This window comes from Streptomyces sp. NPDC002671 (assembly GCF_053592475.1).
The window spans coordinates 65,496-81,644 of sequence record NZ_JBSFVU010000032.1; the positions used below are offsets into that span (position 1 = coordinate 65,496).

Genomic DNA, 16,149 nt, shown 5'->3' on the forward strand with positions numbered 1-16,149 from the left:
GTGGCGAAGCTATCTCCGTCCACGCGATCTCCGGAAGAGCCCGACGGACTTGAACCGCTCCGCGCGTGGCGCCGTGACCGTGGACGAGGGGCCCAGCAGGATCGTGGCCCCGCCGGAATCACGATCAGGAGTCGACTGATCACTCCCAGTCATGTGATTCCTGTCCGTGCGAGGCCAGAAAGCGCCTGTCCGCAACACGAGGAGACTCCGTGGCCACCGAGACACCGCCCCCCTCCCGAGCGCAAGCACCCCTACCCTCCGCCGAGGAGTTCGCCGAGGTACAGCAGAGCGCGGAGTTCGGTGAACTGCGCCGCGCACACCGCTCGTTCGCCTTCCCGCTGACCGTCGCGTTCATCACCTGGTACCTGCTGTTCGTCCTGCTCTCCAACTACGCGGAGGGGTTCATGGGCACCAAGGTGGCCGGCAACGTCAACATGGCCCTCGTCCTGGGTCTCGCCCAGTTCCTCACCACGTTCCTCATCGCCTGGTGGTACGCGCGCCGCGCCGCCGCCACGCTCGACCCCAGGGCCGAGGCCATCAAGTCCCGGATGGAGGGCGGAGCATGAGCCCGACGCAGCACACCCTGCTGGCCGCCGGCGAGGCGAGCCAGCACCGGCCGCTGATCATCACCCTGTTCTCGGTGTTCGTCGCCGCCACCCTCGTGATCACGGTCTGGGCGGGCCGCCAGACCAAGGACGCCGCCGACTTCTACGCCGGCGGACGGCAGTTCACCGGCTTCCAGAACGGTCTTGCCGTCTCCGGCGACTACATGTCCGCCGCGTCCTTCCTCGGCATCGCGGGCGCCATCGCCCTCTTCGGCTACGACGGCTTCCTGTACTCCATCGGCTTCCTCGTAGCCTGGCTGGTCGCGCTGCTCCTGGTCGCCGAGCCGCTGCGCAACTCCGGCCGCTACACCATGGGCGACGTGCTCGCCTACCGGATGCGCCAGCGGCCCGTCCGCACGGCCGCCGGCACCTCCACCATCGTCGTCTCGATCTTCTACCTGCTCGCCCAGATGGCGGGCGCGGGCGTCCTGGTCTCCCTGCTCCTCGGCATCACCAGCGACGGCGGCAAGATCGGCATCGTCGCCCTGGTCGGCCTCCTGATGATCGTGTACGTCACCATCGGAGGCATGAAGGGCACCACCTGGGTGCAGATGGTCAAGGCGGTGCTGCTGATCGCGGGTGCCGTGCTGCTGACCTTCCTGGTGCTGCTGAAGTTCCACTTCAACGTCTCCGACCTGCTCGGTAAAGCAGCCGACAACAGCGGCAAGGGCTCCGCGTTCCTCAAGCCCGGCCTGAAGTACGGCGCCACCGGCACCACCAAGCTGGACTTCATCTCCCTCGGCATCGCCCTGGTCCTCGGCACCGCCGGCCTGCCGCACATCCTGATCCGCTTCTACACCGTGCCCACCGCCAAGGCCGCCCGTAAGTCGGTCATCTGGGCGATCGGCCTGATCGGCGCCTTCTACCTGATGACCCTCGCCCTCGGCTTCGGCGCCGCCGCGCTGATCAAACCGGACGAGATCATCACCTCCAACAAGGCGGGCAACACCGCGGCCCCGCTGCTCGCCCTGCACCTGGGCGGAGTGGACTCCGACTGGGGCGCGATCCTGCTCGCCACGATCTCCGCGGTGGCCTTCGCGACGATCCTCGCGGTGGTCGCCGGGCTGACCCTGGCCTCGTCCTCCTCCTTCGCGCACGACATCTACGCGAACGTCATCAAGAAGGGCCAGGCCACCGAGAAGCAGGAGGTCGGCGCGGCCCGCTGGGCCACCGTCGGCATCGGCGCGGTGTCGATCGTCCTCGGCGCCCTCGCCCGCGACATCAACGTGGCCGGCCTGGTGGCCCTCGCCTTCGCGGTCGCCGCCTCCGCCAACCTGCCGACCATCCTCTACAGCCTCTTCTGGAAGCGGTTCACCACCGCGGGCGCCCTGTGGTCGATCTACGGCGGCCTGGTCACCGCGGTCGGCCTGGTGCTGTTCTCGCCGGTGGTGTCCGGCAAGGAGACCTCGATGTTCCCCGGCGTCGACTTCCACTGGTTCCCGCTGGAGAACCCCGGGATCATCTCCATCCCGGTCGGCTTCCTGCTGGGCGCCGTCGGCACCCTGCTGTCGAAGGAGGTGCCGGACGCCGGCAAGTACGCGGAGCTGGAGGTGCGGTCCCTGACGGGCACCGGAGCGCACTGAGCTTCGTACGACGGCCGCGTCGTCCAGGACTGTACGGTCCTACGACGCGGCCTCGTCCCACCTCGTGGGATCGGCAGCTGTCGTTGTCACTGGTCTCACGTAGGCTCGCAGATGACGGAACTGGTGACGGAACGCGAATGGTCCGGAACGAGGGAGGGGGCCCACGTGCTCATCGACACCTACGGCCGCGTGGCCACCGACCTGAGGGTCTCGCTCACGGACCGCTGCAACCTGCGCTGCACCTACTGCATGCCCGAGGAGGGCCTGCAGTGGCTGGCCAAGCCCGACCTGCTCACGGACGACGAGATCGTCCGGCTCGTCGACATAGCGGTGCGGCTGCTCGGCGTCGAGGAGGTCCGCTTCACCGGCGGCGAGCCCCTGCTCCGCCCCGGCCTGGTCGGCATCGTCGAGCGCGTCGCGGCCCTCGCCCCGCGCCCCCAGACGTCCCTCACCACCAACGGCATCGGCCTCAAGCGCACCGCGACCGCGCTGAAGGCGGCGGGCCTGGACCGGGTCAACGTCTCCCTCGACACCCTCCGCGCGGACGTCTTCAAGACCCTCACCCGCCGCGACCGCCACAAGGACGTCCTCGAAGGCCTCCAGGCCGCCCGCGACGCGGGCCTCACCCCCGTCAAGGTCAACTCGGTCCTGATGCCGGGCCTGAACGACGACGAGGCCCCCGACCTGCTGGCCTGGGCCGTGGAGCACGACTACGAGCTGCGCTTCATCGAGCAGATGCCCCTGGACGCCCAGCACGGCTGGAAGCGCGAGGGCATGGTCACCGCCGGGGACATCCTGGCCTCCCTGCGCACCCGCTTCGACCTCACCCCCGAGGGCTCCGAGGAGCGGGGCTCGGCACCCGCGGAGCGCTGGCTGGTCGACGGCGGACCGCACCGGGTCGGCGTGATCGCCTCCGTCACCCGCCCGTTCTGCTCGGCCTGCGACCGCACCCGCCTGACCGCCGACGGCCAGATACGCACGTGCCTGTTCGCCACCGAGGAGACCGACCTGCGCGCCGCCCTGCGCTCCGGCGCACCCGACGAGGAGATCGCCCGCATCTGGCGCCTGGCGATGTGGGGCAAGAAGGCGGGCGCGGGCCTGGACGACCCGTCGTTCGTCCAGCCGGACCGCCCGATGTCGGCGATCGGCGGCTGAACCTACTCCCCGTCCTCCCACTCCTCCAGCAGTACAACGTCCTTCAAGAACCCGCGAATCCCGAGGAACTGCGAAAGATGCTCGCGGTGCTCCTCGCAGGCGAGCCACGTCTTGCGTCGCTCCGGAGTGTGGATCTTCGGGTTGTTCCAGGCCAGCACCCACACGGCCGCGGCGTGGCAGCCCTTGGCGGAGCAGAGGGGGGTCTCGTCACTCACAGGTTCGTCTCACAGAACAGGCGCCGGAGCGGGCGCAAACAAGGCGACGCCGAGCAGCCACGGGGGGAGCTGCCCGGCGTCGGTCCGTCGCTCCGACGGGGGATGCGGAGCGCGTACGCAGTATGTCACGGGTAACCCATCGCCCGGCACCGGAACTACACGATTGATCTGAGCTTTTCTTGAGCTTGACAAGCGGTCACGAATCGGTGTCCCCGCGCATCTCCGCCGTGGGCTCCGCCGGACCTTCCTGCGGCACGGACTCCGCCCACGTCTCTTGGGCCCGCGGCGGCGCGATCATCGGCCGCACCGGCGCCGGGACGAACGTCGACGGCAGGTTCGGCGGCCGTTCCCGGCCCGCGTTGGCGATCACCACGGCGACGTAGGGGAGCAGCGCACCGGCCACCAGGGCCACGATCGCGACGTGCCGTTCGACGTTCCACAGCGTCGCCGCGAGGACCACGGAGATGGTGCGGATCATCATCGAGATGACATAGCGCCGCTGGCGGCCCCGTACGTCCTCGGCGAGCCCCGTCCTGGCTCCGGTGATCCGGAAAACCTGAACGCCGTTGTCGCGCCGCTTCCGCTTCACATTCCACCATCCGCCCGCATCGGACTCTCCCCCGGCCCGAACCGCCGTCCACGCCCGGCCGGGAACCGGGCCAGGACACGTCTCACATTACGCCGCGCGTGACCGGCCCACGAGACCGGGTCCGGCCTCCTGGCTGCGCGAACGCCCTCCACCGTGACGCGTACGAGGGATCCCGACATGCGCCGAACGGCGCAGCGGCCGAGACTGACGGTGATGCTCACGTCGAGCCGGACGAGGAGGCAGCCATGAGTTGGTTGTGGGCGATCATCGTCGGATTCGTGCTGGGCCTCATCGCGAAGGCGATCATCCCGGGCAAGCAGCACAGCCCCCTCTGGCTGACCACCATCTGCGGCATGCTCGGCGCCGCGGTCGGCAACGCGATCGCCCGTGCCTTCGGCGTCGCGGCGACCCCCGGCATCGACTGGAGCCGGCACGCCTTCCAGGTCGTCGCCGCGGTCATCATCGTCTTCGCGGTCGACATGCTCTACGTGGCGACGCTGGGCAAGAAGAAACAGCAGGCCTAGCCGTGGCCTAGCCGTGGCCTAGCCGGACAGCCGTACGCCTGAGGGCGGCCCCCCTCGTGGGAAGCCGCCCTCAAGCGTGTCTCAGGCGTCTCTCAGTCTCAGACGGACGTGACCTCGACCGCCGCCAGATTCTTCTTCCCGCGCCGCAGCACGAGCCACCGCCCGTGCAGCAGATCCGCCTCGGAGGGCACCGCGTCCTCGGCGGTGACCTTCACGTTGTTCACGTAGGCCCCGCCCTCCTTCACGGTCCGCCGCGCCGCGGACTTGCTGGCCACCAGGCCGACCTCGGCGAACAGGTCCACCACCTGGCCCAGCTCGGTGACCTTGAGGTGCGGCAGCTCGGACAGCGCCGCGGCCAGCGTCCGGTCGTCGAGGTCCGCCAGCTCGCCCTGGCCGAACAGCGCCTTGGACGCGGCGATCACGGCGGCCGTCTGCTCGGCGCCGTGCACCAGCGTCGTCAGCTCCTCGGCCAGCGCGCGCTGCGCGGCACGGGCCTGGGGGCGCTCCTCGGTCTGCTCCTCCAGCTCCTCCAGCTCCTCGCGGGACTTGAAGGACAGGATGCGCAGGTAGCGCGAGATGTCCCGGTCGTCCACGTTCAGCCAGAACTGGTAGAACGCGTACGGCGTCGTCATCTCCGGGTCGAGCCAGACGGCGCCGCCCTCGGTCTTGCCGAACTTGGTGCCGTCCGCCTTGGTCATCAGCGGCGTCGCCAGCGCGTGCACGCTCGCGTGCGGCTCCAGCCGGTGGATCAGGTCCAGACCCGCCGTGAGGTTGCCCCACTGGTCGCTGCCGCCCTGCTGGAGCGCGCAGCCGTACCGCCGGTAGAGCTGGAGGAAGTCCATGCCCTGCAGGATCTGGTAGCTGAACTCCGTGTAGCTGATGCCCTGGTCGGACTCCAGGCGCCGGGCCACGGAGTCCTTGGTCAGCATCTTGTTGACGCGGAAGTGCTTGCCGATGTCCCGCAGGAACTCGATCGCGGACAGGCCCTCGGTCCAGTCGAGGTTGTTGACCATCACGGCCGCGTTCTCGCCCTCGAAGGACAGGAACGGCTCGATCTGGGCGCGCAGCTTGCCCACCCAGCCGGCCACCGTCTCCGGGTCGTTCAGCGTGCGCTCCGCGGTCGGGCGCGGGTCACCGATCAGGCCCGTCGCGCCGCCGACCAGCGCCAGCGGCCGGTGCCCGGCCTGCTGGAGCCGGCGCACGGTCAGCACCTGCACCAGGTGCCCCACGTGCAGCGACGGCGCCGTCGGGTCGAAGCCGCAATAGAACGTGACGGGACCGTCCGCGAGCGCCTTGCGCAAAGCGTCCTCGTCGGTGGACAGGGCGAACAGCCCACGCCACTTCAGCTCGTCGACGATGTCCGTCACGGTTCTCGTGTCTCCTCGATGATCTCTGGGCAGTCGGGTGACAGCCGACTACGAGGTTATACGCCCTGACTGACAGAGCTCATATTGAAATCGGGGATGCGCAGCGGGGGCATCGCGGCCCGGGTGAACCAGTCGCTCCACTCACGCGGCAGCGTCTTCTCCGTACGCCCGGCCTCCGCGGCCCGCCCCAGCAGGTCCACCGGCGACTCGTTGAACCGGAAGTTGTTCACCTGACCGGTCACCTCGCCGTTCTCCACGAGGTAGACGCCGTCCCGGGTCAGGCCCGTGAGCAGCAGGGTCGCCGGGTCGACCTCGCGGATGTACCACAGGCAGGTCAGCAGCAACCCGCGCTCGGTGGCCGCGACCATCTCCTCCAGGGAGCGGTCCTCGCCCCCGTCCAGGATCAGGTTCCCGCCCGCCGGGGCGACCGGCAGCCCGGTCAGACCGGCGCTGTGCCGGGTGGTCGTCAGATGCTTCAGCTCGCCCTGGCCGATCCACTCGGTGGGGTGCACCGGCAGCCCGTTGTCGAACACCGACTGGTCGCCGCCCGAGGAGTGCGCGACCACGAACGGCGAGGACTCCAGACCGGGCTCGTTCGGGTCGCTGCGCAGCGTCAGCGGCAGCTCGGAGAGCTTCTCGCCCATGCGCGTGCCACCGCCCGGCTTGGAGAACACCGTCCGGCCCTCGGCCGCGTCCCGGCCCGACGCCGACCACAGCTGGTAGATCAGCAGGTCCGCCACGGCCGTGGGTGGCAGCAGCGTCTCGTACCGGCCCGCCGGCAGCTCGACGCGCCGCTCGGCCCAGCCCAGGCGTACGGCCAGCTCCGCGTCCAGCGCGCCCGGGTCGACGTCCTTGAAGTCCCGCGTGGACCGGCCGGCCCAGGCGGAGCGGATACGGTCCGGGGACTTGGCGTTCAGCTCCAGCGTGCCCGTCGGCTGGTCGTGCCGCAGGCGCAGGCCCGTGGACGTACCCACATACGTGGACACCAGCTCGTGGTTGGCGAAGCCGTACAGCTCCCGGCCGCCCGCACGCGCGCGTGCGAAGGCCTCGCCGAGCGCCGGGGCGAAGTCGGCGAACACGGCGGAGGAGGTCTCGGCCGGTGCGTCGGTGAAGTCCGGTGACTGCGGCACGCCGGTGACGAGCGGCTGCGCGTCCTCGGCGGGGCCGGCCCCGCGCGCGGCGGCCTCGGCGGCGCGGACCAGGGGTTCCAGGTCGTCGGCGGTGACGGCCGACCGGGACACGACCCCGGACGCCGTGCCCTCCTTGCCGTCGACGGTGGCGATGACGGTGAGCGTGCGCCCGCGCGTGACGCCGTTCGTGGTCAGCGCGTTGCCCGCCCAGCGCAGGTTGGCGGTCGAGTGCTCGTCGGCGATGACGACACAGCCGTCGGCCCGGGACAGCGCGAGAGCCTGCTCGACGACCTCGTGCGGCTTGTTCGCCTTGTTGGTGGGCGCGCTCATCGACCGGCCTCCTGCGTGGTGTTCAGAATGTTGACGCCCTTGAAGAGGGCGGAGGGGCACCCGTGGGACACGGCGGCCACCTGTCCGGGCTGGGCCTTGCCGCAGTTGAAGGCACCACCGAGGACATAGGTCTGCGGCCCGCCCACGGCAGCCATCGACCCCCAGAAGTCGGTGGTCGTCGCCTGGTAGGCGACGTCCTTCAGCTGCCCGGTGATCCGCCCGTTCTCGATCTTGAAGAAGCGCTGTCCCGTGAACTGGAAGTTGTAGCGCTGCATGTCGATCGACCAGGACCGGTCGCCGACGACGTAGATGCCCCGGTCGACGCCGCCGATCAGGCCCTCCGTGGACAGCCCGGCCGGGTCCGGCTGGAGCGAGACGTTCGCCATGCGCTGCACCGGCACATGGGCGGGGGAGTCGGCGTACGCGCAGCCGTTGGACCGGTCGAAGCCGGTCAGCTTCGCGATCCTGCGGTCCAGCTGGTAGCCGACCAGAGTGCCGTCCTTCACCAGGTCCCAGGACTGGGCCTCGACGCCCTCGTCGTCGTACCCGATGGTCGCGAGGCCGTGCTCGGCGGTGCGGTCACCGGTGACGTTCATCAGCTCGGAGCCGTACTTCAGCTTGCCCAGCTGGTCGAAGGTGGCGAAGGAGGTGCCGGCGTAGGCGGCCTCGTAGCCGAGGGCGCGGTCCAGCTCGGTGGCGTGGCCGATGGACTCGTGGATGGTCAGCCACAGGTTGGACGGGTCGACCACCAGGTCGTACAGACCGGGCTCCACGCTCGGCGCGCGCATCTTCTCGGCGAGCAGCTCCGGGATCTGCTCCAGCTCGGCGTCCCAGTCCCAGCCGGTGCCGGTCAGGTACTCCCAGCCGCGGCCGGCCGGCGGCGCGATGGTCCGCATGGAGTCGAACTCGCCGCTCGACTCGTCCACGGACACGGCGGTCAGCTCGGGGTGCAGCCGCACCCGCTGCTGGGTCGTCACGGTCCCGGCGGTGTCGGCGTAGAACTTGTTCTCGTGCACGGTGAGCAGCGAGGCGTCCACGTGGCTCACGCCCTGCGCGGCCAGCAGCCGAGTGCTCCACTCCGCCAGCAGCGCGGCCTTCTCCTCGTCGGGCACCGAGAACGGGTCGATCTCGTACGACGAGATCCACGTCTTCTCGGCGTGCACCGGCTCGGCGGCCAGCTCCACGCGCTCCTCCGACCCGGCGGCCTTGATCACCTGGGCGGAGAGCTTGGCCATCGCCACGGCCTGCGAGGCGACCTTGGCGGCGGCGTCCAGGGTCAGATCCACCCCGGACGCGAAGCCCCACGTACCGCCGTGCACGACCCGGACCGCGTACCCGAGGTCGGTGGTGTCGGACGATCCGGCGGGCTTGGCGTCCCTGAACCGCCAGGACGCGCTGCGCACCCGCTCGAACCGGAAGTCCGCGTGCTCGGCCCCCAGCGCCCGCGCGCGGGCGAGCGCGGCGTCGGCCAGGGCCCTTAGCGGCAGCGCCGTGAAGGCTTCGTCGATGGAATGAGGCACCGAGGTCTCCCTGCTGTTGTGGCCTGTCGGGTCCGATCATGTCGCGGGAGCGGCCCGGCGGACCACAGGTTTCGCCCTGGTACCGGCGCTTTCTGTAGGGATCCGACAGTGACGGCTGCGAGCCACTGTCGGTGCCCGCTTGCCCGAGAGCGCGCCGCTACCGATAGGTTTTCGATGAAGCCGCCTGTCATGAAGTGGTGAAGATGCTGCTCGGACGGGTTGTCGGACATCTGCAGACCGCTATCGAAAGGGTGATCCGTTGAGCCGCTCGGTTCTCGTCACCGGAGGCAACCGGGGCATCGGCCTCGCCATCGCCCGCGCTTTCGCCGACGCCGGCGACAAGGTCGCGATCACGTACCGCTCGGGTGAGCCCCCAGCGGGCTTCCTTGCTGTCAAGTGCGACATCACCGACCCCGAGCAGGTGGAGCAGGCCTACAAGGAGATCGAGGACCAGCACGGTCCGGTCGAGGTCCTGATCGCGAACGCCGGCGTCACCAAGGACCAGCTCCTGATGCGCATGTCCGAGGACGACTTCACCTCGGTCATCGACACGAACCTCACCGGCACCTTCCGCGTCGTGAAGCGTGCCAACCGCGGCATGCTGCGGGCCAAGAAGGGCCGTGTCGTGCTGATCTCCTCCGTCGTCGGCCTGCTCGGCTCGGCGGGGCAGGCGAACTACGCCGCCTCCAAGGCCGCCCTTGTCGGCTTCGCGCGCTCCCTCGCCCGTGAGCTGGGCTCGCGCAACATCACCTTCAACGTCGTCGCGCCAGGCTTCGTCGACACCGACATGACGCGCGCGCTCTCCGATGAGCAGCGCGAGGGCATCATGTCGCAGGTGCCGCTCGGCCGTTACGCGCAGCCGGAGGAGATCGCCGCGACGGTGCGGTTCCTCGCCTCGGACGACGCCTCGTACATCACTGGAGCCGTCATCCCCGTTGACGGCGGACTGGGAATGGGTCACTGATCACCATGAGCGGAATCCTCGAGGGCAAGCGCATCCTGATCACGGGTGTGCTGACGGAGGCGTCCATCGCCTTCCACACGGCCAAGCTGGCCCAGGAGCAGGGCGCCGAGATCATCCTGACCGCGTTCCCGCGGCCCACGCTGACCGAGCGCATCGCCAAGAAGCTGCCGAAGCCCACCAAGGTCATCGAGCTGGACGTCACCAACGACGAGCACCTCGCCCGTCTGGCCGACCTCGTCGGCGAGGAGCTGGGCGGCCTCGACGGCGTCGTCCACTCCATCGGCTTCGCCCCGCAGGACGCGCTCGGCGGCAACTTCCTGAACACGCCGTTCGAGTCGGTCGCCACCGCCATGCACGTCTCGGCGTACTCCCTGAAGTCGCTCACCATGGCCTGCCTGCCGCTGATGCAGAACGGCGGCTCGGTCGTCGGCCTGACCTTCGACGCGCAGTTCGCCTGGCCGCAGTACGACTGGATGGGCCCGGCCAAGGCCGCTCTGGAGGCGACCAACCGCTACATGGCGCGCGACCTGGGCAAGCAGAACATCCGCTGCAACCTGATCTCGGCGGGCCCGCTCGGCTCCATGGCCGCCAAGTCCATCCCGGGCTTCAGCGAGCTGGCCTCCGTGTGGGACAACCGCTCCCCGCTGGAGTGGGACCTGAAGGACCCGGAGCCGGCCGGCCGTGGCATCGTCGCCCTGCTGAGCGACTGGTTCCCGAAGACCACCGGCGAGATCATCCACGTCGACGGCGGTCTGCACGCCATCGGCGCCTGATCGCTGCCGAACAGTCTCGACCGACGGACGAGGCCCGCACCCCTCAGGGTGCGGGCCTCGTCCCATGAAGCGGGCCGAACGGTGAGCATCACCCGTTCGGCGTACTCGGCCGGGCGGCGCCGCAGTCCAACGGCGCACTCTGGATGAAGCGTTCACCCCGCGCATCCCTCCGCAGCTCGGCCGAGGAGGTCCCCTTGTGCGCCTGTCCCGCAGCCTGGCCTCGGTGACCGTGGCCGTGGCCCTCGTGCTGACCCTGCCGTACGACGCGCTGCCCCACGCGCGCGTGAGCGACGGCAAGCCGCCCGCGCCCAGCCTCTTCGGCGCGGCCTGCCGTACCTCCGTCCGTGGCTCCCACGTGGTGGCCTACTGCCACAATCCCTATGTCGACACCGATCGCGTGCGCCTGCACATAGAGTGCGCCCGCTGGTGGGACATCGACACCGACAGCGCGCCCGTCGACACCGGGCCCGCCATGACCGTACGGCTGACCGGGCGGTGCTGGCAGGAGGTCCGCTCGGCGTGGGTCAGTCACCAGAAGGAGCACTGAACCGGTCCGGACGGCACAGGAACGGATAGCTCGCGGCCTCCAGTGCGGCGGCCTCCGCGTCCCCCGCGCGGATCGCGTCCAGCAGCCGGGTGTGGTCCATGTGCGTGCCCGGCCTCAGCTCCGCGCCGACGTCCGCGCGCAGCCAGTCCCGCAGCACCTCGCCCAGGTCGGCGTACATCGCCGTCATCACGTCGTTGTGGGAGGCGGCCACCACGCCCAGGTGGAAGGTCGCGTCGGCCGCCACGAAGGCCTCCGCGTCACCGCTCTCCCAGGCCTCCTCGCGCCGCCGCAGCAGCGCATTCAGCTGCTTGAGGTCCTTCTCGGTGCGCCGCTCGGCGGCCAGCTTCGCCGCCGCCGACTCCAGCGTGGAACGCAGCTCGGCGATGTGCCGCGGGTCGGCGTCGGCGAACCGGCGGTGCATCACGCCGGCCAGCTCGCTCGTCGCGACCACGTAGGTGCCGGAGCCCTGCCGGATGTCCAGCAGGCCGTTGTGCGCGAGCGCGCGGACCGCCTCGCGAACGGTGTTGCGGGCTACGCCGAGCTGCTCGACCAGCTCCGGCTCGGTGGGGATCCGCGAGCCGACCGGCCACTCACCGGAGGCGATCTGATTGCGCAGCTCCGCGATGACCTGCTCGGACAGCGCCGAACGACGCGGGTGGCTCAGAGGCATGGCAGACCTTCGCACGACAGTCCCGGGCGGGCAGCGCTCGGGGATGGACAACCAATCATCCTATGATTCTATGATGGGCCCCATGGCTAGTGAGGAAACCAGGACGAAGGAAACCGGGACGGCGGCAACCCGGACGGCGGAAGACCGGGGAGCGCAGGCCCGGACCGCGGTGACGGCGGCCCCCACGCGCGCGTGGGCGACCCGTCTGGTCGTCGTCGGCATCGTGCTTTCCGCGCTGAACCTGCGTCCTGCCATCACCAGCCTCGGCGCGCTCCTCGAAGAGGTCCGCGACGGGCTCGGCATGAGCGGCAGCGTGGCCGGACTGCTCACCTCCGTGCCCCCGCTCTGCTTCGCCGTCTTCGGCGCCACCGCCCCCCGCCTGGCCCGCCGCTTCGGCCCGGCCGCCGTGGTGTGCGCCGGCATGGCCGCCATCGCCACGGGCCTGCTGATCCGGCCCTACGCCGGGAACGCGGCCGGATTCCTCGGCGCCACCGCGCTCGCGCTGATGGGCATCGCCGTCAGCAATGTGCTGATGCCGGTCATCGTCAAGCGCTGGTTCCCGGACCGGGTCGGCTCCATGACCGGCCTGTACTCGATGGCCCTCGCCGCCGGCACCTCCCTGGCCGCCGCGGCCACCGTGCCCATGACGGACGCGATGGGCGGCAGCTGGCAGTCCGGACTCGCGGTGTGGGGCGCGCTCGCGCTCGCCGCCGTACTGCCGTGGCTGCCGCTCGCCCGGGACCGGGGCGCGGCCCCCGCCCAGGAGCCGGTGCGCGCGGAGCAGGACCGGCCCGCCCCGCTGCGCCTCACCCGCAGCCGCACCGCCTGGGCGCTCGCCCTCTTCTTCGGCCTCCAGGCCACCGGCGCCTACGTCACGATGGGCTGGATGGCGCAGATCTTCCGGGACGCCGGCGTCCCGGCGGGTACGGCCGGACTGCTGCTCGCGGTCACCATGGTGATGGGCGTGCCGCTGGCCTTCGTCATCCCGCGCCTCGCCACCCGGCTGCCCCACCAGGGCCCGATCGCGCTGGCCCTGGGCGTCTGCGGCCTCGCCGGATACGCCGGTCTGTACTTCGCGCCGGTCGGCGGCGCCTGGGCCTGGGCCCTGCTGCTCGGCATCTCCAACTGCGCCTTCCCGCTGGCCCTGACGATGGTCGGCATGCGGGCCAGCAGCGGGCCGGGCGTGGTCCAGCTGTCCGCGTTCGCGCAGAGCACCGGCTACCTGATCTCCATCCCGGGCCCGCTGCTGGTGGGCGTGCTCTACCAGCACAGCGGCGGCTGGGGGCTGCCGATCGCCCTCATGGCGGGGCTGATGCTGCCGCAGATGGCGGTGGGCTTCCTGGCCGGCCGGAACCGCACGGTGGAGGACGAGGCGGCGGCACGCTGACCGCCGGACCCCGGGGGAGTGGGCGCGGGCGAAGGGTGCGAGACTGGGCGGCATGCCCGTGCTCGACCCGAACCCGCAGAACAGCCAGAAGAAGATGCTGCTCGTCTTCGGCGCGTTCTTTGCCATCTTCGTGATCATCGCCGTCATCGCGACGATCGCGGCCCCGTGACCTCGTGATCTCGTGACCCCGTGCCTCCCCGGCCCCGCGACTCGGTGACTCCGTGAACCGGTCGGCCGGGCCTCCGGCGGCGGATGGTGGGGTTAACTCCACCATCCCCTAGGGGGTGAGGGTCAGGGTCAAGTGGGTGGATGCCCGGATGGGTTGGCGGCCCCGGATTCCGTAGCTTCGAATGGTGACCGCGCCAGGCGGCCACGGACCACTCGAAGAGCCACGGAGGCGATCATGCCGGCCCGCACCCACTCCCGCCCCCGTCAGGCGACCACGGGCGGCGTCGACATCCGGCTGCCCTGGTGGGCCCTGGCCCTGCCCGCGCTCGCCTTCGTCGCGCTGCTCGGGCTGATACTGAACCCGTCGGACGCCCACGCGGCGAGCGGCGACCCGGCGATCACCCACCTCGTCGAGCGCGCGCAGGAGCTGCTCGCGCGCTGAGAAAGTGCCTCGGCAGCGGTGAATCCGCATGTCAACTCCCTGCGCCGCATGGCCTGTTTCATGCGAAGCTGGGTCCCATGAGCGCCGCAGAACCTCGCACGATCGTCCTCCTCCGGCATGCGAAAGCCGACTGGCCCCAGGTGACCGACCATGACCGCCCGCTCGCCGAGCGTGGCCGGATGGACGCCGCGGTCGCCGGACGCAAGCTGGCCGACACCGGTATCACCTTCGACCTGGCTGTGTGCTCCACCGCGATCCGGACCCGCGAGACCTGGAAGCTCGCCGTCCACGAACTGGCCCACCGGCCGAAAACCGTCTACGAGGAGCGGGTCTACGAGGCCTCGCCCGGCGAGCTGATCGCCGTGCTCAACGAAGTCCCGGACGACGTGCGGAACGTGATCCTGATCGGCCACAACCCGGGCGTGCACGGCCTCGCCGAGATCCTGGCCGGAGCGGCCGAGGACGACGCCCGCGAGCGGATGAACGGCCGTGGCTTCCCCGCTGCCGGCTTCGCGCTGCTGGCCTACGACGGCCCCTGGAAGAGCCTGGAGCCCCACGTGGCCACGCTCGCGGACTTCTGGGAGCCCTCCGACTGACCGCACAGACGGCAGGAGGGCCCGGTACCGCAATGATGCCGGGCCCTCCTCGCAGCCGGGGTACGACCTCCGGCTCACTCCTCGTCGTGCGTGTCCGCCGCCTCGACCTCTTCGCGGGTGATGCCCAGCAGATAGAGGACCGTGTCCAGGAAGGGGAAGTTCACCGCCGTGTGCGCGGCCTCGCGGACCACCGGCTTGGCGTTGAAGGCGACGCCCAGACCGGCCGCGTTCAGCATGTCCAGGTCGTTGGCGCCGTCACCGATCGCCACCGTCTGCGACAGCGGCACCCCGGCCTCCGCGGCGAACCGGCGCAGCAGCCGGGCCTTGCCCGCCCGGTCCACGATCTCCCCGGTGACCCGGCCGGTCAGCTTCCCGTCGACGACCTCCAGCGTGTTGGCCTGGGCGAAGTCCAGCCCGAGCCGCTCCTTCAGATCGTCCGTGACCTGCGTGAACCCACCGGAGACGACTCCCACCTGGTAGCCGAGCCGCTTCAGCGTGCGGATCAGGGTGCGCGCGCCCGGCGTCAGCTGCACCTCGGCGCGGACCTTGTCCACCACCGAGGCGTCCAGCCCCTTCAGCAGCGCCACGCGCGCGTGCAGCGACTGCTCGAAGTCCAGTTCCCCGCGCATCGCCGCCGCGGTCACCTCGGCGACCTCGTCCTCGCAGCCGGCGTGCGCGGCGAACAGCTCGATGACCTCGTCCTGGATGAGGGTGGAGTCCACATCCATGACCACCAGCCGCTGGGCGCGCCGGTGCAGGCCCGCCGAGACGACCGCGATGTCGACACTCAGTGCCGCCGCGTCGGTCACCAGGGCCGTGCGCAGCGGCTCGGTCTCCACGCCGGAGACGGCGAACTCCACCGCCGTCACGGGGTACTTGGCGAGCCGGAAGATACGGTCGATGTTGCCGCCGGCCTTGGCGATCCGGGCGGCGATGGCAGCCGTCGACTCGGCGGAGAGGGGGTGACCGAGGACGGTCACCAGGGAGCGCCCGTGACCGCGCGGACGGTTGTCGCCGTGCCCGGAGATGATCTCTGCCTGCATCTTCATCGACTCGGCCCAGCTGTGCACGGTGGCCCTGAGGTCGCCCTCGAGGCCGGCCGGGGGCTCGGTCACCAGGGCGCACAGCACCAGGCGGCCCCGGGTGACGACCTGCTCGATGTCGACCACGTCGACGAAGTAGGCGGCCAGGGTGTCGAAGAGGCCGGCCGTGATGCCCGGCCTGTCCTTGCCGAAGATCTTGACAAGGAGGGTGGGGACCTCAGAGGTCTGCGAAGCGGCGGTCTGCGAAGCGCTCATGGTGTCACCACCGTATCCGGCACCCAGTGCCTTGCGCCGGAGAGGTCCGCCTGCCGGACACGGAACAATGAGTGTCGGTCCGGTGACACGGATCTTGCCACTGGGAGACTGCCCGGCTGGGCGCCCGGCCGGGCGGCCTGCTTTAGGCCCTGTCGTCAAATTCCCGCCTGCCGCGCGGCGTCTGGCACGCACATCTGCCGCGTTGTCGTCAGTCGCCGACGCTCCCCCACGCTCGGCTTCGCTCGCGCGGGGGGACCCCCATCGTCGACTCCCTCCTCCGCCTTGC

General features: G+C 70.5%; 18 protein-coding genes. 11 read left to right on the top strand and 7 right to left on the bottom strand.

Annotation, left to right across the window (positions count from 1 at the left end):
• Positions 1-209 precede the first annotated feature (209 nt).
• The 3 genes from ACWD35_RS35855 to moaA all read left to right on the top strand — a co-directional run bounded on the left by ACWD35_RS35855 (position 210) and on the right by moaA (position 3,343).
• Positions 210-566: a DUF485 domain-containing protein gene (locus ACWD35_RS35855; RefSeq protein ID WP_451355541.1), complete on the top strand. Its 357-nt coding sequence runs from the start codon at positions 210-212 to the stop codon at positions 564-566.
• Entirely contained in the window at positions 563-2,188 is a 1,626-nt protein-coding gene (locus tag ACWD35_RS35860) for a solute symporter family protein (protein WP_451355542.1), read from the top strand. Before ACWD35_RS35855 ends, ACWD35_RS35860 begins: the two co-directional genes overlap by 4 nt.
• Before the next feature lie 165 nt (positions 2,189-2,353).
• Positions 2,354-3,343 (top strand): GTP 3',8-cyclase MoaA, encoded by a 990-nt coding sequence (gene moaA, locus ACWD35_RS35865; RefSeq protein ID WP_451355543.1) that lies wholly within the window; start codon positions 2,354-2,356, stop codon positions 3,341-3,343.
• A gap of 2 nt (positions 3,344-3,345) precedes the next feature.
• Here moaA and ACWD35_RS35870 read toward each other — a convergent pair whose 3' ends face one another.
• Both ACWD35_RS35870 and ACWD35_RS35875 read right to left on the bottom strand, forming a co-directional pair.
• Positions 3,346-3,558: a hypothetical protein gene (locus ACWD35_RS35870; protein WP_451355544.1), complete on the bottom strand. Its 213-nt coding sequence runs from the start codon at positions 3,556-3,558 to the stop codon at positions 3,346-3,348.
• Between the two features lie 196 nt (positions 3,559-3,754).
• A complete protein-coding gene (locus ACWD35_RS35875) occupies positions 3,755-4,147 on the bottom strand; it encodes a DUF3099 domain-containing protein (RefSeq protein WP_451355545.1) in 393 nt (130 codons plus the stop codon).
• A 245-nt stretch (positions 4,148-4,392) separates the two neighbouring features.
• Between ACWD35_RS35875 and ACWD35_RS35880 the strand changes: the two genes are divergently transcribed.
• On the top strand, positions 4,393-4,671 hold the full coding sequence (locus ACWD35_RS35880; RefSeq protein WP_451355546.1) for a GlsB/YeaQ/YmgE family stress response membrane protein: 279 nt from the start codon (positions 4,393-4,395) through the stop codon (positions 4,669-4,671).
• A 98-nt stretch (positions 4,672-4,769) separates the two neighbouring features.
• On the opposite strand, the gene tyrS is transcribed toward ACWD35_RS35880, so the two are convergent.
• Genes tyrS through ACWD35_RS35895 form a run of 3 tightly spaced genes read right to left on the bottom strand, consistent with a single transcriptional unit; the run spans position 4,770 to position 9,018 of the window.
• Complete coding sequence (tyrS, locus tag ACWD35_RS35885; RefSeq protein ID WP_451355547.1) at positions 4,770-6,038, bottom strand: tyrosine--tRNA ligase; 1,269 nt, start codon at positions 6,036-6,038, stop codon at positions 4,770-4,772.
• 56 nt (positions 6,039-6,094) lie between these two features.
• A complete protein-coding gene (locus tag ACWD35_RS35890) occupies positions 6,095-7,498 on the bottom strand; it encodes a metallopeptidase TldD-related protein (RefSeq protein ID WP_451355548.1) in 1,404 nt (467 codons plus the stop codon).
• Positions 7,495-9,018, bottom strand: coding sequence for a TldD/PmbA family protein (locus tag ACWD35_RS35895; protein WP_451355549.1), 1,524 nt, complete (start codon positions 9,016-9,018; stop codon positions 7,495-7,497). The genes ACWD35_RS35890 and ACWD35_RS35895 overlap by 4 nt, the downstream gene beginning before the upstream one ends.
• 259 nt (positions 9,019-9,277) lie before the next feature.
• On the opposite strand from ACWD35_RS35895, the gene fabG reads away from it, so the two are divergent.
• From fabG to ACWD35_RS35910, 3 genes are all read left to right on the top strand, one after another.
• Entirely contained in the window at positions 9,278-9,982 is a 705-nt protein-coding gene (gene fabG / locus ACWD35_RS35900; protein ID WP_451355550.1) for a 3-oxoacyl-[acyl-carrier-protein] reductase, read from the top strand.
• Between the two features lie 5 nt (positions 9,983-9,987).
• The gene (gene fabI, locus ACWD35_RS35905; protein WP_451355551.1) at positions 9,988-10,755 is read left to right on the top strand and encodes an enoyl-ACP reductase FabI; all 768 of its coding nucleotides are present in this window, start codon (positions 9,988-9,990) and stop codon (positions 10,753-10,755) included.
• A gap of 196 nt (positions 10,756-10,951) precedes the next feature.
• Positions 10,952-11,302, top strand: coding sequence for a hypothetical protein (locus ACWD35_RS35910; protein ID WP_451355552.1), 351 nt, complete (start codon positions 10,952-10,954; stop codon positions 11,300-11,302).
• On the opposite strand, the gene ACWD35_RS35915 is transcribed toward ACWD35_RS35910, so the two are convergent.
• Positions 11,280-11,972, bottom strand: coding sequence for a FadR/GntR family transcriptional regulator (locus tag ACWD35_RS35915; protein WP_451355553.1), 693 nt, complete (start codon positions 11,970-11,972; stop codon positions 11,280-11,282). The two genes, ACWD35_RS35910 and ACWD35_RS35915, sit on opposite strands and share 23 nt — an antisense overlap.
• Before the next feature lie 82 nt (positions 11,973-12,054).
• On the opposite strand from ACWD35_RS35915, the gene ACWD35_RS35920 reads away from it, so the two are divergent.
• From ACWD35_RS35920 to ACWD35_RS35935, 4 genes are all read left to right on the top strand, one after another.
• Positions 12,055-13,359, top strand: a complete 1,305-nt coding sequence (locus ACWD35_RS35920; protein ID WP_451355554.1) for a CynX/NimT family MFS transporter — start codon at positions 12,055-12,057, stop codon at positions 13,357-13,359.
• Between the two features lie 52 nt (positions 13,360-13,411).
• Positions 13,412-13,528 (top strand): SGM_5486 family transporter-associated protein, encoded by a 117-nt coding sequence (locus ACWD35_RS35925; protein ID WP_451355555.1) that lies wholly within the window; start codon positions 13,412-13,414, stop codon positions 13,526-13,528.
• A 234-nt stretch (positions 13,529-13,762) separates the two neighbouring features.
• Positions 13,763-13,969, top strand: coding sequence for a hypothetical protein (locus ACWD35_RS35930; RefSeq protein WP_451355556.1), 207 nt, complete (start codon positions 13,763-13,765; stop codon positions 13,967-13,969).
• Between the two features lie 77 nt (positions 13,970-14,046).
• Positions 14,047-14,565, top strand: a complete 519-nt coding sequence (locus ACWD35_RS35935) for a SixA phosphatase family protein (protein ID WP_451355557.1) — start codon at positions 14,047-14,049, stop codon at positions 14,563-14,565.
• Positions 14,566-14,639: 74 nt separating this feature from the next.
• Here the strand turns inward: ACWD35_RS35935 and serB are convergent, their stop codons facing one another.
• Entirely contained in the window at positions 14,640-15,863 is a 1,224-nt protein-coding gene (gene serB / locus ACWD35_RS35940) for a phosphoserine phosphatase SerB (protein ID WP_451355558.1), read from the bottom strand.
• Positions 15,864-16,149: the final 286 nt, after the last annotated feature.

Bases quoted from the DNA above. Each gene is read 5' to 3' on its own strand.
- ACWD35_RS35930 (WP_451355556.1), top strand. From the start codon at position 13,763: ATGCCGGCCCGCACCCACTCCCGCCCCCGTCAGGCGACCACGGGCGGC.
- fabI (WP_451355551.1), top strand. From the start codon at position 9,988: ATGAGCGGAATCCTCGAGGGCAAGCGCATCCTGATCACGGGTGTGCTG.
- ACWD35_RS35860 (WP_451355542.1), top strand. From the start codon at position 563: ATGAGCCCGACGCAGCACACCCTGCTGGCCGCCGGCGAGGCGAGCCAG.
- ACWD35_RS35915 (WP_451355553.1), bottom strand. From the start codon at position 11,972: ATGCCTCTGAGCCACCCGCGTCGTTCGGCGCTGTCCGAGCAGGTCATC.
- ACWD35_RS35935 (WP_451355557.1), top strand. From the start codon at position 14,047: ATGAGCGCCGCAGAACCTCGCACGATCGTCCTCCTCCGGCATGCGAAA.
- ACWD35_RS35920 (WP_451355554.1), top strand. From the start codon at position 12,055: ATGGCTAGTGAGGAAACCAGGACGAAGGAAACCGGGACGGCGGCAACC.
- ACWD35_RS35890 (WP_451355548.1), bottom strand. From the start codon at position 7,498: ATGAGCGCGCCCACCAACAAGGCGAACAAGCCGCACGAGGTCGTCGAG.
- ACWD35_RS35925 (WP_451355555.1), top strand. From the start codon at position 13,412: ATGCCCGTGCTCGACCCGAACCCGCAGAACAGCCAGAAGAAGATGCTG.
- ACWD35_RS35880 (WP_451355546.1), top strand. From the start codon at position 4,393: ATGAGTTGGTTGTGGGCGATCATCGTCGGATTCGTGCTGGGCCTCATC.
- serB (WP_451355558.1), bottom strand. From the start codon at position 15,863: ATGAGCGCTTCGCAGACCGCCGCTTCGCAGACCTCTGAGGTCCCCACC.